The organism is Chitinophaga sp. 22308 (genome assembly GCF_052045305.1).
GTDB classification, from domain to species: Bacteria; Bacteroidota; Bacteroidia; order Chitinophagales; family Chitinophagaceae; genus Chitinophaga; species Chitinophaga varians_A.
Map to the genome: position 1 here is coordinate 192856 of NZ_JBQEOP010000001.1, position 18753 is coordinate 211608.

General features: G+C 48.6%; 16 protein-coding genes. 8 read left to right on the forward strand and 8 right to left on the reverse strand.

Features of this window, described 5'->3' with window-relative positions; all coding sequences use genetic code 11:
• The first annotated feature begins 112 nt into the window (after positions 1–112).
• The gene (locus tag ACTJJS_RS00765) at positions 113–2062 is read left to right on the forward strand and encodes a tetratricopeptide repeat-containing sensor histidine kinase (protein ID WP_440662045.1); all 1950 of its coding nucleotides are present in this window, start codon (positions 113–115) and stop codon (positions 2060–2062) included.
• A gap of 50 nt (positions 2063–2112) precedes the next feature.
• Positions 2113–2880 carry a LytR/AlgR family response regulator transcription factor gene (locus ACTJJS_RS00770; RefSeq protein WP_168869772.1) on the forward strand — a complete coding sequence of 256 codons (768 nt, stop codon included), beginning with the start codon at positions 2113–2115 and terminating at the stop codon, positions 2878–2880.
• Positions 2881–3191: 311 nt separating this feature from the next.
• Here the strand turns inward: ACTJJS_RS00770 and ACTJJS_RS00775 are convergent, their stop codons facing one another.
• Both ACTJJS_RS00775 and ACTJJS_RS00780 read right to left on the reverse strand, forming a co-directional pair.
• Positions 3192–4415, reverse strand: a complete 1224-nt coding sequence (locus ACTJJS_RS00775; protein ID WP_440662047.1) for a 4-hydroxy-3-methylbut-2-enyl diphosphate reductase — start codon at positions 4413–4415, stop codon at positions 3192–3194.
• A 34-nt stretch (positions 4416–4449) separates the two neighbouring features.
• Positions 4450–5316, reverse strand: coding sequence for a rhomboid family intramembrane serine protease (locus tag ACTJJS_RS00780; RefSeq protein WP_343745271.1), 867 nt, complete (start codon positions 5314–5316; stop codon positions 4450–4452).
• Positions 5317–5663: 347 nt separating this feature from the next.
• Here ACTJJS_RS00780 and rpsA point away from each other — a divergent pair, with 347 nt between their 5' ends.
• The gene (rpsA, locus tag ACTJJS_RS00785) at positions 5664–7559 is read left to right on the forward strand and encodes a 30S ribosomal protein S1 (RefSeq protein WP_168869769.1); all 1896 of its coding nucleotides are present in this window, start codon (positions 5664–5666) and stop codon (positions 7557–7559) included.
• 59 nt (positions 7560–7618) lie between these two features.
• On the opposite strand, the gene ACTJJS_RS00790 is transcribed toward rpsA, so the two are convergent.
• The 4 genes from ACTJJS_RS00790 to ACTJJS_RS00805 all read right to left on the reverse strand — a co-directional run bounded on the left by ACTJJS_RS00790 (position 7619) and on the right by ACTJJS_RS00805 (position 10989).
• Positions 7619–9073, reverse strand: a complete 1455-nt coding sequence (locus tag ACTJJS_RS00790) for a T9SS type A sorting domain-containing protein (RefSeq protein ID WP_440662048.1) — start codon at positions 9071–9073, stop codon at positions 7619–7621.
• A 139-nt stretch (positions 9074–9212) separates the two neighbouring features.
• On the reverse strand, positions 9213–9974 hold the full coding sequence (locus ACTJJS_RS00795) for a cyclase family protein (protein WP_440662049.1): 762 nt from the start codon (positions 9972–9974) through the stop codon (positions 9213–9215).
• A 26-nt stretch (positions 9975–10000) separates the two neighbouring features.
• Positions 10001–10663, reverse strand: coding sequence for a hexitol phosphatase HxpB (gene hxpB / locus ACTJJS_RS00800; protein WP_168869766.1), 663 nt, complete (start codon positions 10661–10663; stop codon positions 10001–10003).
• 125 nt (positions 10664–10788) lie between these two features.
• Positions 10789–10989, reverse strand: coding sequence for a hypothetical protein (locus ACTJJS_RS00805; protein WP_440662050.1), 201 nt, complete (start codon positions 10987–10989; stop codon positions 10789–10791).
• A 538-nt stretch (positions 10990–11527) separates the two neighbouring features.
• On the opposite strand from ACTJJS_RS00805, the gene ACTJJS_RS00810 reads away from it, so the two are divergent.
• Genes ACTJJS_RS00810 through ACTJJS_RS00820 form a run of 3 tightly spaced genes read left to right on the forward strand, consistent with a single transcriptional unit; the run spans position 11528 to position 15035 of the window.
• Entirely contained in the window at positions 11528–13639 is a 2112-nt protein-coding gene (locus ACTJJS_RS00810) for a nitrite reductase (protein ID WP_440662051.1), read from the forward strand.
• A gap of 28 nt (positions 13640–13667) precedes the next feature.
• Entirely contained in the window at positions 13668–14444 is a 777-nt protein-coding gene (gene cobA, locus ACTJJS_RS00815) for a uroporphyrinogen-III C-methyltransferase (protein WP_168869763.1), read from the forward strand.
• Positions 14445–15035, forward strand: coding sequence for a precorrin-2 dehydrogenase/sirohydrochlorin ferrochelatase family protein (locus tag ACTJJS_RS00820; RefSeq protein ID WP_440662053.1), 591 nt, complete (start codon positions 14445–14447; stop codon positions 15033–15035).
• On the opposite strand, the gene ACTJJS_RS00825 is transcribed toward ACTJJS_RS00820, so the two are convergent.
• Complete coding sequence (locus ACTJJS_RS00825) at positions 15036–15377, reverse strand: DUF488 domain-containing protein (protein ID WP_440662055.1); 342 nt, start codon at positions 15375–15377, stop codon at positions 15036–15038. It abuts the gene before it with no gap.
• A 53-nt stretch (positions 15378–15430) separates the two neighbouring features.
• On the opposite strand from ACTJJS_RS00825, the gene ACTJJS_RS00830 reads away from it, so the two are divergent.
• Positions 15431–16081, forward strand: a complete 651-nt coding sequence (locus ACTJJS_RS00830) for an HD domain-containing protein (protein WP_440662056.1) — start codon at positions 15431–15433, stop codon at positions 16079–16081.
• A 112-nt stretch (positions 16082–16193) separates the two neighbouring features.
• Here the strand turns inward: ACTJJS_RS00830 and ACTJJS_RS00835 are convergent, their stop codons facing one another.
• A complete protein-coding gene (locus tag ACTJJS_RS00835; protein WP_168869759.1) occupies positions 16194–16715 on the reverse strand; it encodes an acyl-CoA thioesterase in 522 nt (173 codons plus the stop codon).
• Positions 16716–17053: 338 nt separating this feature from the next.
• Here ACTJJS_RS00835 and ACTJJS_RS00840 point away from each other — a divergent pair, with 338 nt between their 5' ends.
• Positions 17054–18706: a CTP synthase gene (locus tag ACTJJS_RS00840; RefSeq protein ID WP_168869758.1), complete on the forward strand. Its 1653-nt coding sequence runs from the start codon at positions 17054–17056 to the stop codon at positions 18704–18706.
• Positions 18707–18753: the final 47 nt, after the last annotated feature.

Consider the following 18753-nt stretch of genomic DNA (forward strand, 5'->3'; position numbering starts at 1 on the left):
GCACCTGGTGACAGCTTCTTCAGGAATTTGTCCCTGAAATGAACCGTAATCAGTAATTCGTCGTTTGTAATTCGTAATTCTTCTTAAATTGTGTGGTCACACTGTTCAGCTCATGTCTATTAAAATACTGTGTTTTTTAGGCTTGCTCCTCATAGGAGCCGGTTGGGCCGCTGATGCGCAGGACTCCCTGCGGATGTACCACACGCTGGACTCTATCCGGAAACTACCCAACGATACCGCCAAGGTGTCAGCGCTGATCACTGCCGGTAAACAATACGGCCGCTATTTCGATAACCATCGGTCAGAAAACCAGTTCTGGCAGGATGCCCTCCCACTGGCCCATAAACTGCGCTCCGCCCGCAGCCTCGCCCTCCTGTATAATGAACTGGGCACGGCCAAAAGAAACAAATCCCAATACCTCGTGGCGGAAGATTACCACGAAAAAGCCATCAAATACGCGGAAGATGCCAACGATACCCTGATGATGTGCCTGTCGTTCAATAACACCGGGGTAGACTGCCGCCGTCAGGATAAACTGCAACAAGCCTTCGATTATCACCTCCGCGCTCTGCAACTGGCGGAGAAAATCAACGATACCCGCAATATCTGCGTGGCCACCAACAGCATCGGCAATATCCAGCTGACAGCGGAAAACTATGAAGACGCTGTCCGCCATTTCGACCGGGCACTGAAACTGGAAACGGAAAGCCATAATGACCTTGGCGTGGCCATCAACCTGGGTAACTTGGGCTATGCCTATCAGGGACAGCACAAACTGGACCTCGCCATTCAATATTACCACCGCTCCCTGGCAGTCAACCAGAAAATAGACAATCCTACGGGAATGGCTATATGTTATAACGCGCTCGGTACCGCCTATAAAGAGAAAAAGGACTACGCCACCGCGATGGAATTTCTACAAAAAGCCCTCGTGGTAAATGATAAGGTAGATGATAAAGTCCACGTGGCTGAGAGTTATCTCAATATCGGCAAACTTCTCAGTGCGCAAAATAAACACGACGAAGCCCGTAAGTACATGCAACAGGCCATAGACCTGAGCATCTTCTGGAACTTCAAATCCATGCTGATGGAAGCCTATAAGGCACTGGCGGCAGACTACAAGGCCAGTGGCGACTTCCGGCGCTCACTGGACGCGGCCGACAAGTCCCTGTTGTATAAAGACAGCATCCTCAACGAAAAATCTGCCATGGCGTTGAAACAGATGCAGGCAATCTACGAGGTGGACAGGAAAGACAATCAGATCAAAACATTGGAACACGACAAAACCCTGGGCGAGCTCAAGACCAAACGGAACGTGGTGTTCATATTCGCGTTGGCAGGCTTTCTGCTCATGGCCATCATAGGCGGTTTTTTCTACATCCGCCACCGTAACCTGGAAGCCAACAAACAAACCCTCCAGCTGGAACTGAAATCATTGCGCTCCCAGATGAACCCGCATTTTATCTTTAACTCCCTTAGCTCCATACACCGGTATATCTGGAGCAATAATCAGGAAGAGGCCTCTGACTACCTCACCAAGTTCTCCCGCCTGATGCGCCTGATCCTCGATAATACGCAGCATACGTTTGTAACGCTCAACAAGGAACTGGAATCCCTGCGGCTTTATCTCGATCTGGAATCCCTTCGCTGTAATGGCATCTTTGAATATAATATCCGCATCGGCACTGATATCAACGACGAGGAGGTGCTTATACCGCCCATGATCCTGCAACCATATGTGGAAAATGCCATCTGGCACGGGCTGGTGCATAAACACGATGACAAGGGCAGGCTCGATATCGATATCGTATTGAAAGACAGAAGCCTGGTATGTACCATCACTGACAACGGCATCGGCCGTCAGAAAGCGATGGAAATAAAGGAGAAGAAAGGAAAGGGGCATAACTCCGTCGGCATGAAAGTAACCGAAGGAAGGATCGATCTTATCCGGAAAATCAATAATAAGGAAGCAAGAGTAATGGTCACGGACCTGGAAGATACCGCCGGGCAGCCGGCTGGTACCATGGTGACTATTATTTTACCGGCCGAATTCATATTTTAGCATAAATAAAAACGGACGGCCGGTTGCCGTACCGCTAAACCTACCACAGCATGAGCGACATAAGAGCTATCATCGTAGATGATGAGCAACATTGTATTGATGCCTTGCAAACCATGTTAGTCAGGAAGTGCCCGGGTGTAGAAGTGATTGGATCAGCCAAAGGAGTAAAGGAAGCAAAAGAACTGGTGGATGAACTTCACCCCGATCTTGTGTTTCTGGATGTGGAAATGCCTCACCAGAACGGGTTTGAATTACTGAAACAGTTTGAAAAAATCGGGTTTGACGTCATCTTTACTACTGCCTATGAACAGTACGCCCTCAAGGCCATTAAATTCAATGCGCTGGATTATCTCCTCAAACCCTTCAGTGTAAAGGAGTTGCAGGATGCCCTCGACAGATGCAGGGAAAAACAGCAACAACGCCAGAAAGACACCAACAGTCTTTCGCCGATGGACGTGTTCCTGCAAAACATGAAAACGCTGCAGCAGTCACATAAAAAAATTGCCCTGCCTACCATCAACGGACTGGTGTTTATGCCTGTACAGAACATCGTCCGCTGTGAGTCTACCGGCAATTACACCCGTATTTTCTTTACAGATAAAAAGAACCTGATGGTGTCCCGGCCGTTGAAGGAGTTTGAAGAACTGCTGGCAGACGTGGATTTCTTCCGGGTACATAATTCACATCTGATCAACCTGCAACAGATGCAGTCATATATCCAGGGAGAGGGGGGCTTTGCGCTGATGAGCGATGGTGCGCAGGTAGAAGTGTCCAGGCGCCGCAAGGCGGATTTTCTGAAACGGGCCATGCAGTTTTAACCAGGCAAGGCGCATGTCCGGTAGGGGTGCGGCTTTTATGGAAAACGATTGCTTTCCGTTTCCGGCAAAAAATGCTTTCCGATTTTAGGCTTTTTTATGCCACTTATGGTCAATAAACTACCAGATAATAAATGGCTGTTGTATGCGTTTTCAGGAAGATTTATTTTTGAATTACGATTTCAATTTTAGCGCTATATATAAATTTTATTCTCTGCATTACTAGCGTGATTAGCCCCAAAGAAAAAAGACACCTTCTGGTGTCTTTTTTGTTATAAAAACTTTCTGAATAATCTTGTTACAGATGACCTTTATTAGTCAACTATAGCCAGTTCATCTGCTTTGTGCTCCAGTCCGTAAAAAGATAATAACCGGCGGATGACGCCTTCCACTAAAGCATCAGGGCAGGATGCGCCACTCGTCAGCAGGATAGTCACCTGTGATTTTTCAGGTAAAAAAGTATCACTGTGGATTTCCTTCTTTTGATGGAAATCCCAATGGTCAATTTTATTGGCATGGTGCATTTGCTCTGGTGCGCTGATAAAGTAAGTAGGCAGCTTCTCTTCACACAGTTCCACCAGGTGGGAGGTATTGGAGCTGTTATAGCCGCCTACCACGATCGCCAGGTCTGCTGGTTCTTCCAGCATACCGATAACGGCGGTTTGGTTGTCATTGGTGGCATAACAGAGCGTGTCGCGGGTATCGGCAAAACGTTCGCCTGTATTGGCCTCTGTGAGGCCGTAATGGGCTACGATCACCTGGCGGATATAATCAGCGATGGCCTGCGTTTCAGTGGCCAGCATGGTGGTTTGGTTCACCACACCCACCCGTTGCAGGTCTTTGTTAACGTCAAAGCCTGGTGAATACTGGCCTTTGAATTCCTCATAGAAGGTTTCGGCCGGTGTTTCGCCGGTGATGTAACGTGCCAGTTTCTCTGTTTCAGCCATGTCTTTTACCACCACGGTAGGGGTATTGGACTGGCTGTGGGAGAAGGTGGCCCTTGTTTCCTCGTGTTTGGGCTTGCCGTGAACGATCACGGTATAGGCTTTTTTGCCGATTTGTTCCGCCTTGTTCCATACTCTCTCTACAAAAGGGCAGGTGGTATTGTATTTCAGCGGTTCAATGCCAAGGGAGGAGAGTTTGTTTTCTGTTTCGATGGTGGTGCCGAAAGCAGGAATGATCACGATGTCGTCGGACTGCAGGGTTTCCCAGGGCACCAGCTGATTGCCGGCGGTGTCCATGATAAACCGTACGCCGCGTTCCAGCAGGTCATTGTTGACATGCGGGTTGTGGATCATTTCACTAAGAAGGAATATGCGCTTGTCCGGGTTCTCATCTACCGTTTTAAAAGCGATTTCGATCGCGTTTTCCACGCCGTAGCAAAAGCCGAAGTGACGGGCAAGCAATATTTTCAACGGACCAAAATCAAGCGTGGTGGGCGTGAAGTCCTTTTTCATGCGGTCCTGCTGTTTGCGTTGGTTTTTGATGGCGCTGATCAGCGGACTGCGATATATGACCGGAACATTAAAAGTTTTCATGCTTAAAAGGGCGAAAATTGAAAGGCAAAGGTAATCAGTTTTCTTTGCTCACTTTGTCCAACCAGGCTTTTTCTTCCGCGCTGAGGCTGTTATAGCCTTTTTCATTGATTTTGTCGAGCAGCTGGTCCAGCCGTAACTGGTTGTTGTCGTCTGGTTTTTTCACCACTTTCAGCGGTGACTTTTTGGGTTTGGTCCTGGCCTGTACCCGTTTGTTTTCCCGCCGGGTTTCAGCGTCGAAGAGCCAGATCAGTGGTTTGCAGAGGTCTGTGCCACTTTGCAGCGCACGGATATAGACGAAGCCGAAAAGAGCGCCGCCCATGTGGGCGATAATGCCGCCGAGGTTGCCCCGCGGGATGGAGATGACACCCAGTACGATCACGGCGAGGGCCAGCCATTTCAGCCTGACGTTGCCAAAAAACAACAGCCCGATCTCATAATTGGGCATCAGGGTGGCGCAGGCCACCAGCATGCACATCACCGAGGCGGAAGCGCCGATCATGGTGGAAGGCATGCCAGGGAACAGGAGGTTGTAGGACAACATATACAACGCCGCTCCGGTGATACCACCCATGAGGTAAAGTGGCAGCACGCGTTTATTGCCTAAAAAACTACGGAAAAGATTTCCGAACCAGTAAAGGTTCAGCATATTAAAGAAGACGTGAAAGATCTCTACATGGGTAAACATGTAGGTGATCAGTCCCCAGGGTTTCCTGATAAAAGTGCCGGGCAGGGAGTGAAGCGTCAGCTGGTCAAATGTCCATGCAAATGCGGTATTGGGAGAAATGAGATACAACAGGTTGATCCCGATAAAAATGACAATGTTCCAGATAAGCAAATGATTGACCGTGTTGCCTTGTCTGAGCCAGAAGCGAATATCCGATTGAAATGAGGTCCCGTTCATATACACAAATTAAAATAAAAATCCGGGATTTAAAACCCTTTACAGGGCAGATTTTCAGTTGATGAAATTTAACTTTTTTTACTGCAGATAATTATCAATTGGACACTGAATAAATAACAAATTTTCGCTATTCTGGTTGACAACGGCTGGTAAAAAATAAACGGAATCCTGCCTTTGTAGTATTATAAATTCAAATATGATTAAAAAATATCCGAAAAGAACGTTAAATGAGGGACGGGAGAGGGGATTTCTTCCGGAAAAATGAGGTTAAAAGGGTAATTTTTCGTATTTTTGCCGTCCCATAAAACAGGGAGTCCGGGTATTCCGGATTTAAATTTTCATTTTTTATGAGCGAAAACAACATTATTAACGAACAAAACGCAGAGCAACAGGCTCCGCAGGCAGCTGCGGCAGAAACTGCGACAAAAAAGGCTCCTGTAGTAGCAACTGCCCACGACGATTTCGATTGGAGCGTGGACAAACGTAACGTTTCTTCCTACAGCAAAGAAGAGAAAGAAAAGTACGACCAGACTTATGACAGCACCTTCAAAGTGTTTGAAGAAAACACCCTGCTGAGCGGTACTGTAGTAGGTATTACCAACACTGACGTGGTGATCAACATCGGCTTCAAATCCGACGGCCTGATCTCCCTGAACGAATTCCGTGACTTACCGGGTCTGAAAATCGGTGACGAAGTGGAAGTGTTGGTAGTGGAAAAAGAAGACCGCGACGGTAACCTGCACCTGAGCCGTAAACAGGCTCGCCAGAAACGTGCATGGGAAAAAATCGTGGAAGTTTACAAAACAGGCGAAGTGGTTACTGGTACTGTTACCAGCAAAACCAAAGGCGGCTTGATCGTGGACGTTTACGGTATGGAAACATTCCTGCCAGGTTCTCAGATCGACGTGAAACCGGTTACCGACTACGACCAGTTTGTAGGCAAAACCATGGAGTTCAAAGTGGTGAAAGTAAACGAAACCATCCGCAACGCCGTAGTTTCCCACAAAGCGCTGATCGAAAGCGATATCGAACAACAAAGAGTGGATATCATCTCCAAACTGGAAAAAGGCCAGGTATTGGAAGGTACCATCAAGAATATCACCGACTTTGGTGCGTTCATCGACCTGGGCGGTCTGGACGGTCTGCTGTACATCACAGACATCTCCTGGGGCCGTATCTCCCATCCGAGCGAAGTGCTCCAGATGGACCAGAAAATCAACGTGGTTGTACTGGACTTCGACGACGAAAAACGTCGCATAAGCCTGGGCTACAAACAACTCACTCCGCATCCGTGGGATACTTTACCAGCTACTATCACCGAAGGTGCTAAAGTTAAAGGTAAAGTGGTTAACATCGAAGACTACGGTGCGTTCCTGGAAATCATGCCGGGCGTAGAAGGTCTGGTACACGTTTCTGAAATCTCCTGGGCTTCTACTCCTATCAACGCTAAGGAATTCTTCAAATTAGGCGAAGAATACGAAGCAGTGGTAGTTACCCTGAGCAAAGAAGAACGTAAAATGTCTCTGTCTATCAAACAACTGACAGAAGACCCATGGTCTACTATCGAAACTAAATTCCCGGTTGACAGCCGTCACAAAGGCATCGTTAAAAACATCACTCCTTACGGCGTGTTCGTTGAACTGGAAACTGGTATCGGTGGCATGATCCACATCTCTGACCTGAGCTGGATCAAACGTTTCAACCACCCATCTGAATACACTAAAGTAGGTAACGAAATAGATGTAGTGATCCTGGGTATTGACAAAGAAAACCGCAAACTCAGCCTCGGTCACAAACAGATCGAAGAAGATCCATGGAACACTTTCGAAACTATCTTCCCGATCAACTCTGTTCACGAAGGTACAGTTGTGAAGAAAGATGAGAAAGGTGCTACTGTTCAACTGCAATACGGCCTGGAAGCTTACGCTCCTGCCCGTCACCTGAGAACAGAAGACGAAAAACCAATCAACGTTGAAGACGTGAAAGAATTCATGATCATCGAATTCGATCGCAGCGAAAAACGTATCCTGGTTTCTCACACCAGAGTATGGGAAAAAGCACAGGCTGAAGAAAAAGAAGCTGTTGTGAAAGAGAAAAGAGCTGAAGCTGACAAAACCCGTAAAGCAGTGAAAAACATTCAGGGCAAAGTAGAAAAAGCTACTTTAGGTGACCTGGGTGCACTGGCTGAACTGAGAGAAAAACTGAAACAATCTGAAGGTGGCGAAGAAAAAAGCGCACAATAAGATCCGTTTTGGCAAATAATGAAAGAGGCTGTCCCGCAAGGACAGCCTCTTTTTTGTGCCTAGTGGTGAACAACCACTTTAGTACTGTATATCTTTCCTTCTTTTGTCTGCAATCGCAGTACATACACGCCAGATGACACATTTGCCGGCAATGTTAATGTTGCCGAAGCAGGAAAAGTCCTGAACACCTCCCTGCCCGACAGGTCTGTTAATACCAGCATGCTGTTCTCTATCGGAATATCACCGTTTATGCGGAACGTGCCGGAAATAGGGTTAGGCGCTACTGTCAGTATATTTTTACCGGAAGACAGTTGTCCGGTTGGGATTAGCGTGGCTGCTGCTGAAGGTTTCCTCATTACTGAATCATCCTGGCGCCCTGCCAGCTTTTGGATTTCTTCCAGGCTCAGCTCACGGTTATAGATGGTCAATTCATCTGCTATCATGTTTTTTATGCGGAAAACGGCCGGTCCTGCGGTGATCCCGGAAGTAAGCACGTAGTACGGCATATCGTCAAAGCTGGCCGCCCAATTGCCGTCAACATAGATGCTCAGCTGCCGGTTCCCGTAGTTAGCTAAAACATGTATATAGCCTGTATCTGAATAAAGCTGTGCTGAAACTTTCGGCGGTACGGCCAGAATTTCTCCTATCAAATCAAGCTGGTATTTGAATGTGGCGTTGTCGGGGGATATCTCAAAGGTATATTTGTTTGTTGCAAATGAAATTCCTCCCTGTTGGCCCGGCAGCGTTTTTACCCAAACCGAAAAAGCCACTGCCGAATCTGCCAGGCTGAATTCAGGCACCAGGAATTGTTTTCCGCCGGAAAGACTGTCAATGGCTGCCAGATCGCACAGACCGCCTGTGGTGTAGGTCATATTGCCGGTAATGCCATGGAGCCGGCGGGGCCCCAGGTCCTTTACAGTGCTGTCCAACGGGTAATAGGCATACACATCAGGCGGAGCTTCGATACAGTTGGAGAGTGACCGGACAGTCGTATAGGCGCCATACACCTTCAGCCCGCTGCCTAAAGCCAGCAGCCCGGCATTCAACTGTACCGTGACCCGGTCAAAAGGCTTCGCTGCCCTGAATGTGTAGATGAGCCGGTTGGAATTAGGGACGTGTTCAAAGTCGTCATCAGCTATAATGTACCGGTCATTATTAAAACTGCCGGGAGACGCGGTAACAACGGCTACTGAACCCAGCAGGTTAATAGAAAGCCCGTCATTATTGGCTATTTCAATGGTGATTTCCGCATTGGGGTCTGTCTGTAACGATGGAAAAATCAGCGTTTGTGAAATTTGAGCGCCCAGGAGACTGGTGCCCAGCAATAAAGTCGTATAATCATTACGGTTACCATTGACAGCGTTATTTCTGTCCTGCACCCTGCAGGTAAGGCATAGCCCGTTCGAATTTGTCAACTGCGAAGTGGCATATAAAGTATCCTGTGCTGACAGGGAAAACCGGCTGAGAAGTAATATCAGGGCAAACAGTACCCGTTTTAAGAATTCTTGTTTCATGTAGAAATGACACATAATTGGGTTATTTTGGTTATCTGACGAGGGAGGTTTTGGGAAAGGGGACTACAGCACCGGCATGTGAGGGAACATGCGGACTCCAACTAATTCAGGTATAATAAAGATAAGCTTATTTTGATAATCAAATCATGGCCACTACCCGCGCAGGTGCGGCACTGGCGCCTTTGATCTTCAGTGGAAAAACCGCCACTTTAAAGCCGTGTGGTGGCAATGCGCCGAGGTTCACCAACTGCTCCATATGGCAGTATTCTTTCTGCCGGCCTACCAGGTGGGCCTGCCAGAAATAATCGTCCTTCCCTTCTGCTTTGGCTTTCTGCACCATATATTTCAGCGGAAGATCAAATCCCCACTGGTCAATACCCATTACTTTCACGCCCTGGTCTATCAGCCAATGAGTGGCTTCCGCGCTCATGCCGGTGCCCCGCATCGGGTATTCACGGGTGCCAATGTACTGGTCGCGGCCTGTATAGATCAAAACGATGGTGCCTGGTTGAATCACTGCACCTGTCTCTTGCAGGTTTTCCCGTATATCCGCCAGCGTTATCTCCTCAAAATCCGCCTTGTGTGTCATGTTGATCACTACGCCGTCGCCGTAACACCATTCCAGTGGTATCTGGTCGATGGTTTTGGCAGGCTGACCGTTTACCTGCGGCGCATAATGCCAAGGGGCATCAATATGCGTAGCGGCATGTACGCCCATGCTTACGATCTTATCGTCTGCCCAGCCTTCAAAACCTTTGGGGAACAGTTTTGCCGGCAGGCCGAGGAAAAAACGGATCAGCGAACGGCTTTGCCGGTGGGCCTTGTGTTTGATGCGGATACGCATAAACCAGGGGTCCTGTTTATTGTATTCGATTGTCTTCGACAGGTCAATGATTTTCATAACCAGGGGTTGATATGATGAACAGATTAGTGTTGCATGAGCAGGGACAACCGCTGATCATTGAAGTCCAGCAGGGAATCCAGCTGCATATTGGCCAGCGCATAACGCGGGTCGTGGCGGTTATGCGGCTCAGGTACCACTACGGTGGTCATGCGCGCGGCTTTGGCGGCTGTCATACCGGTAACGGAGTCTTCAAAAGCGATGCAGTCCAGCGGATCGCTGTTGAGTGCTTTGGCGCAGGCCAGGTATACCGCCGGATGGGGTTTGCCGTAGTCTTCAAATTCTGCGGAGTATACCGCCTGAAAAGAATCACGTATATGTAAATGTGCAAGTACCGCTTCAATCAGCCGCAGGGGGGAAGAAGAGGCCAGGCCCATTTTAAAGTCTTTCGCTTTGAAAAAATCCAGGATATACTGAAGCCCTTCCATCGCCTTGCCTTCCGCGATGATTTTAGCGGTCACGCTGTCGATGATTTCGTTGGTCACCTGTTCGGTGCTTTTACCTTCCCATTTGAAATAGCTGTGCCAGTAGCTGACCACCTCACGGGTACGAAGCCCGGTGGTTTTGTGCGTCAGCTCAGCGGAGAGGTTGACGCCTACTGTTGCAAACACTTCTCTCATCGCGATACCCCACAGTGGCTCTGAATCTACCAGGAGGCCGTCCATATCGAATATTACCGTATTGATCATAATGCCATTTTACGCCGCAAAGATAATAACGGGAAGATGACCTCCGCTGAATTCTTGCGGCGCAAGGAGACATTTATCAATAAAAGACGGCAGGATAACCGGTTTTGCATAAGGGAAAATGGCTTTTACCATTGCGCCGCCACGCCTGCCAGTCCAACTGACACCGCTGTTAATACCTGTGCAAAGACCGGCGCCAGCTGTCGCCAGGTGGTGCCGGCTGTGGCGTTAATGAACAGGAACACAAAGATGAAAAGCAGTAGTGGCAGGACGGCCAGTATGTAACCAATAGCCACTCTTCGGGGTGCTGATTTTCTGATTTCTTTCATAGGTGACAGGGTTAAAATGAATAATAAGGGAACGGCCATTTAATGGCATAGTAAAAATAGTGATTTATTTTAATGTGTACCTGTGTCTGGTCCTACACACCGGTACTACCGTCAGAATCACCGTCCCCCGCAGCTTTTCCCCATAACAAAATGTTATCCGAGATAAGCGGAGGTTATGAGGGGTGAGAAAATTATTAAATCTATCTTATTGATTATGAACGAATAAAAACTGATTTGGTCGATTTGAATGCATTTTCGTCCGGATATTTCCCCTCAAAAAAATTTTTGGAAAGACGGGTGGCATTTCTATCTTTGTATTACTCTACTAAAATTATAGGGAATATGGGTAATAGAATACGGAAGGTGATGAAGGGCCACTATAATTGTTGTTGCATGGCAGCAGCAGCGGAACGCGTGTAGTATGCAACACAGATAAGTTAATAATACTAATCTCAGTTATACGACAGCCTCCGCCTACAGCGGAGGCTTTTTTACAACCAATACCAGCGATTTTTACCACCACCTGAAAATACGTTATATGCAAAGCTTCAGAACAGAACTTGAAAATCCCATAGTACAGCAGGATATCATCGACCTGGAGAAGAAGATCCGCCTGTTCCGCGAAGGGGCTATCACGGACGAGAAATTCCGTAGCCTTCGCCTGGCGAGAGGGGTGTATGGTCAGCGTCAGCCCGGTGTGCAAATGGTGCGCATCAAATTGCCCTACGGCAAAATGACCCTGCAACAATGGAAACGCATCACAGAAGTATCCGACGAATATGCTACCAGCAACCTGCACCTGACCACCCGCCAGGATGTGCAGATACACTACGTAAGCCTCGACAGAACACCCGAGTTGTGGCATACCCTGGAGCAGGACGAAATCACCATCCGCGAAGCCTGCGGTAACACCGTCCGTAACATTACAGCTTCCGACCGGGCCGGCATAGACCCGGAAGAACCATTTGATATTACTCCCTATGCTGACGCTACGTTCCGCTATTTCCTGCGTAACCCTGTCAGCCAGGAAATGGGCCGTAAAATAAAAATAGCTTTTTCCTCTTCTGAAAAAGATACTGCCTGGGCTTTCATGCACGACTTCGGCATGATCCCCAAAGTGAAAATCATCGATGGCAAAGAAGTGCGTGGCTTCAAAGTATTGGTAGGCGGCGGCCTGGGCGCACAGCCCTTTCTGGCCAAACCGGTATATGAGTTCCTGGAAACAGACCTGCTCATTCCCTATATCGAAAACGTATTGCGCGTGTTCGACCGCTACGGCGAAAGGACCAGCCGCAACAAAGCCCGCATGAAATTCCTCATCCAGAAAATAGGCATGGAGGAATTCGAGCGCCTCGTCAAAGAGGAATACAAAGCGGTGAAAGTGAAAAGCGTGCCGGTAGATGCAGACGCATGGCCTCAGACCACACCGCCGGTAATCGGCGAAATACCAGCTTACGAAATAAAAAACCAGGCGAAATACGAAGCGTGGAGAAAGACCAACGTGTTTGAACAAAAACAAAAAGGTTACTACGGCGCTTATGTGAAAATCACCCTGGGCAATATCGGCTCTGCTGTCAGCCGTCAACTGATAGAAGCGCTGCGCCCGGTCATTGCTGACGATGTAAGGGTGACCGCCAATCAGGGCCTGCTGCTGAAATTCATCTTACCGGAACACCTGCCTTACGTGTACAGCGCACTGGAAGCAGCCGGCTTCGCTGAACCAGGGTTCGACAGCATCGCGGACATCACCGCCTGCCCCGGCACCGATACCTGCAACCTCGGTATCTCCAACAGCACAGGCATCGCTAAAGTACTGGAGTCCGTTATCACCGATGAATTCCCCGACCTGATCTACAACAAAGACATCAAAATAAAAATCAGCGGCTGTATGAATTCCTGCGGCCAGCATGGTATCGCCAGCATTGGCTTCCATGGCTCTTCCATGAAGAGCGGTGGTAAAGTATTGCCAGCCCTCCAGGTACTGCTGGGCGGCGGTATCGTTGGCGACGGCGTAGGACGTGTAGCCGACAAGGTTATTAAAGTGCCCAGCCGCCGTGGTCCGGACGTATTGCGCAGCCTCCTGCACGACTACGAAATCAACGGCACGGAAAAGGAACTGTTCAATGAATATTATGACCGTCAGGGTGAAAAATATTTCTACGAACTGCTGAAACCACTGGCTGATCTCAGCACCATCACCCCTGCAGATTATATCGACTGGGGCCAGGCGGAAGACTACGCCACCGCTATTGGTGTAGGTGAGTGCGCCGGTGTTATTATCGACCTGGTAGCTACGCTGTTGCTGGAAGCGGAAGAAAAAATCGAGCTCGCCAATATTGCCATCAGTAAAGGCGCTTATGCAGATGGTATCTACCATGCTTACTCTTCCTTCGTACAGGGCGCCAAAGCGCTGCTGCTCGGTGAAGGTGTAAGCGGCAATACCCAGATCGGCATCATCAACGATTTCGATAAAAACTTCGTGGACACTGGCAAATTCAGCTTTGAAACTGATTTCAAAACACTGGTGCTGCAGATTAACGGTAACGAGCCTACGGAAAATTTCGCTAAAACCTACTTCCAGCAGGCACTGTCTTTTTATAATGCAGCCCAGGCTTACCGGCAGAAATCCGCTGAACCGGCGCAGGCATAATTTTGATCATCTTTTAATACTACACATCATGCAACAGATACAACCGAAACTCACATTGGTAGGCGCTGGTCCCGGCGATCCGGAACTGATTACCGTGAAAGGAATGAAAGCTATTCAGGAAGCGAAGGTGATCCTCTACGATGCCCTCTCCAGCAACGAACTGCTGGATTACGCTCCTGCCGGTTGCCTCCGCCGCTTTGTCGGAAAACGTGCTGGCATGCATGTGTATTCCCAGGATGAAATCAACCGCATGATTGTAAAATATGCGCTCAGCTACGGCAGCGTGGTAAGGCTCAAAGGCGGCGACTCTTTCGTGTTTGGCCGCGGTCAGGAGGAAATAGCATTTGCCCAACAATTTGGCATCACGGCAGAAGTAGTACCGGGCATCTCCAGTGCTATTTCTGTCCCGGGTGTCAATAAAATCCCGGTAACAGCCCGCAATGTCAGCGAAGGCTTCTGGGTGATCACCGGCAATACCCGCAATGGCAACCTCTCCCGCGACCTGGAATACGCTATCCAGGCCAACACCACCGTGGTAATTCTCATGGGCATGAGCAAACTGGCGGAAATTGCCGGCATCTTTGCCAACAGTGGCAGAGGCGATACCCCCGCCGCTATTATCCAGAACGGAACACTGCCCAACCAGCAAATCGGTATGGGCCGCGTGGCCGACCTGCAGGAGATTGCAGCTGCGCAACAGTTATGCAATCCGGCTATCATAGTGGTAGGGGAGGTAGTACGATTTCATGAAGATTTTGCCACCCTACAGTCTAAAGTAGCCGAAGAACTCAAAATCGCTGTATAAATGGAAAATCAGTTATTTCCGGTTTTTTTTAAGCTCAACCGCCTCCACGTCCTCGTGGTAGGCGGTGGCCATATTGGGCTGGAGAAAGCAAATGCCATCCTGCAAAACTGCGCAGAAAGCAATATCACCATCGTATCGCTGGACTTTCTGCCTGAACTGCAAGACATCGCCCGGCACTATCCCAATGTGGAGCTTATCCGCAAACCTTTCTCCTGCGGGGACCTGCTGGGAAAAGATCTGGTCATCGCCGCCACAAACGACAAAACATTAAATTATACCGTCTGGGAAAAAGCGAAAGGAGCCAAAGTACTGATCAATGTGGCAGATACACCGGAGCTGTGTGACTTCTACCTGGGATCTATTGTCCAGAAAGGGAACCTGAAGATTGCCATCTCCACCAACGGCAAATCGCCCACCGTGGCCAAACGGCTCAAACAGGTACTGCAGGAGGCCATCCCCGATGCCCTTGATGAAGTATTAAATAAATTACATATCATCCGTGACAAGCTGAAAGGCGACTTCGCCGCCAAAGTAAAACAGCTGAACAATATCACGGAGGTGCTGGTGAAACCGGAAAACGAAAATGCCTGATTAACCCTTCAGCACTTCCAGCAGTACCTGCGCCTGGTTGTGGACCGTATCTTTAGCCCCATACAATAATGTTACCCGGTGATGTTTGGCCCGCTGCCGGATATCCTCCAGCAAATCCTTTTTCTCTTTCAGCTCTGCCAGATAACGGATACGGAACTCCGCAAATTTCCCGTCCTCATGATGAAACCATTTCCGCAGGGCCTCGCTCGGCGCTATGTCTTTCAACCACTCGTCCACATGGGCTTTATCTTTGGACAGTCCCCGCGGCCACAGGCGGTCTACCAGGATCCGGTATCCGTCGCTTTCGGAAAAATCTTCATATACGCGTTTAATCTGTATCATATCCTGATAACGGCCGGATGGCGGGAAAAGTTTTACGTATTATCTTTACCGTTATGCAAAATAATCAGGAAATCATTGATGCTACCGTAGCCTATGTGAAGGCATCGCTGGAAGGAGCGGAAGGAGGCCACGACTGGTGGCATATTTACAGGGTATGGCAATTGTCCCGGCAGATTGCCGCCCATGAAACCGCCGACATGCTGGTAGTGGAGCTGGGGGCGTTGTTGCACGATATTGCGGATTCCAAGTTCCATAACGGCGATGAGACCATTGGCCCCGCCCGCGCACGTGCCTTCATGATATCGCAGGGATTGTCCGAGGAGGTCATCGTTCATGTGGAAAACATCATCCGGTATATTTCATTCAAAGGCGGTCACAATGACAATGTTTTCCGTTCCCCGGAACTAAGCGTGGTACAGGATGCTGACCGGCTGGACGCCATCGGCGCCGTTGGCATCGCCAGGGCCTTCAACTACGGCGGATTTAAGAACCGCGCCATTTATGACCCAACCGTGAAACCTAATATGGTGATGACGAGAGAGGAATATAAAACCAACACAGCACCTACCATTAATCACTTCTACGAAAAACTGTTGTTGCTGAAAGACCGGATGAACACCCATACGGGCAAAGCCATGGCGGCGGAGCGGCATCAGTTTATGGAAATGTTCCTGGAGCAGTTTTATAAAGAGACCGGCTTCTGAGAATGACAGTTATATATTAAAGACAGCAAAGACGGCAGAAAATAACAGATTAATCAACAATACACGCCATCGAACAATAAATGTAGCCCAGGGCTTAAGCCCTGGGATGAAATTATTTATCGAAGAACAGCGCTTTCAGTTCGTCTGCGTCCTCTGGTTTCATTTTACCGCCCAGGATAAGGCGGAGCTGGCGGCGGCGGAGGGCGCCGTCATATAATCTTTTTTCCTCTTCCGTGTCGGTGATAATGCCGGGAACGGGGCGGGAGTTACCATTAGGGTCAAGGGCTACAAATGTCATAAAAGCTTCATTGGATTTGTAGCGGTATTGTTGTACCGGGTCTTCTCCCCACACGCGCATGTGTACTTCCATGGAAGTATTGAAGGCGCGGCTTACTTTGGCTTCTATATGTACCACATTGCCCAGTTTAATGGGATTCTCGAAAGAAATATTATCTACGGAGGCGGTGACCACAGGGGCGCTGCAGTGTTTCATACAGGCCAGTGCGGCAGCAATGTCCATCCAGTACATCAGGCGGCCTCCCATGAGGTTGCCGAAAGTATTGGTATCGTTGGGCAGAACGAGTTCCGTCATCTGTATGAGCGAGTCCTGCGCTCTCTTAGGCGTTAAAGTCATCTTTTTATTTATGTATTTCGGACGCAAATTTACAGTTTCTATTTGTTAGGAACGAAAGTCTCTGTAATAACAGCAGGTGTCAATGCAGGTTTTTAACAAATAATTTCGCTCACTTGAAAATTCTTTAAAACCCACTGTGGTTCAATGATAAGAGCTGAAGAGAAACCCGCAAAAATTAACAAACAAATAAAGCCACTGCGTAAAAAACTTGGGAGCGAAGCAAATTTGTGTAACTTTGCATGACCTCCGGAAGTAGTTTACTTGACAGGTATAACACCAAACGCAATCTGGCACTTCCCCCATTTAGGTCAAGTATTTTTAGCTGAATTTTAGTTTTTATGGCAAAATATATCTTCGTTACGGGAGGTGTTACTTCCTCTTTGGGTAAAGGAATTATAGCTGCTTCGCTGGCAAAACTCTTGCAGGCGCGCGGCTTTAGAGTGACTATTCAGAAGTTCGATCCATATATCAACGTGGATCCGGGAACGTTAAACCCTTATGAGCACGGGGAATGTTACGTAACAGAAGATGGCGCGGAAACCGATCTGGACCTCGGACACTATGAGCGTTTCCTGAACACGCCTACGTCCCAGGCCAACAACGTTACCACCGGCCGTATTTATCAGACTGTTATCAACAAGGAAAGAGAAGGCGCCTACCTGGGCAAAACCGTACAGGTGATCCCGCACATCACTGATGAAATCAAACGTCGTATCCTCCTGTTGGGCAAAGACGGCAAATATGATATCGTGATAACTGAGCTGGGCGGTACCGTGGGCGATATTGAATCGCTCCCTTATATTGAGGCTGTACGTCAGCTGCAATGGGAACTGGGCGAAGAAGACTGCCTGGTGGTACACCTCACCCTTATTCCTTACCTGCGCGCAGCGAAGGAACTCAAAACCAAACCTACTCAGCACTCAGTGCGCCTGTTGAGCGAATATGGCGTTCATCCGGACATCATCGTTTGCCGTACGGAAGAGCCGATGTACCGCGATCTGAAAAAGAAAATCGCCCTGTTCTGTAACGTACAGGTAGATGCGGTGATTGAAGCGAATGACGTACCGACCATCTACGAAGTGCCACTGGAAATGATGCGCGAAAAACTGGACGTTTCAGTACTGAAAAGACTGAACCTGCCTGTGGAAAAAGAGCCTGAGCTCACCAAATGGCGTGAATTCCTGGACAAGCTCAAATATCCGAAATCCAAAGTGACCATCGGTCTGATCGGTAAATACGTAGAGCTGCAGGATGCTTACAAATCTATTCTCGAATCATTTATACATGCCGGTTCACTCAACGAGTGCAAGGTAATTGTACAGAATATTCACTCTGAGCATATTACACAGGAAAATGTGTGCGAAAAGCTGAAAAACCTCGATGGTCTGCTGGTAGCGCCGGGCTTCGGTCACCGCGGCATCGAAGGTAAAATTGTGGCTATTCAGTATGCCCGTGAAAACAACCTGCCTTTCTTTGGTATCTGCCTTGGTATGCAGATGAGCGTGGTGGAATTCTCCCGCAACGTGCTCGGCTGGAAAGACGCGCACTCCGTGGAAATGAACCCCGACACTTCCCATCCGGTGATCAACCTGATGGAAGAACAGAAAAAAGTGACCGCCAAAGGTGGTACCATGCGCCTGGGCGCTTATACCTGCGACCTCACGCCGGGTTCCAGGGCTTCTGAAATTTATGGCGGCGCTACTACCATCAGCGAAAGACACCGTCACCGCTATGAGTTCAACAACGAATACCTGGAGCAGATCGAAAAAGCCGGTATGATCCCTTCCGGTAAAAACCCGGAAAGCGGTCTCGTGGAAATGATCGAAATCCCGGGACATCCGTTCTTTGTGGGCTCCCAGTTCCACCCCGAGCTGAAAAGCACCGTGGAAAGCCCTGCACCGCTCTTCGTGTCGTTTATTAAAGCCGCTAAACAATACGCGGAAAATAAAAACGGTAAAACGAAGGTGGCAGAAGAAAAAATCGCCCAGTAATCTTCAGATACAATAATTGTATAATGTATAAAATTTAAAATGCAGCG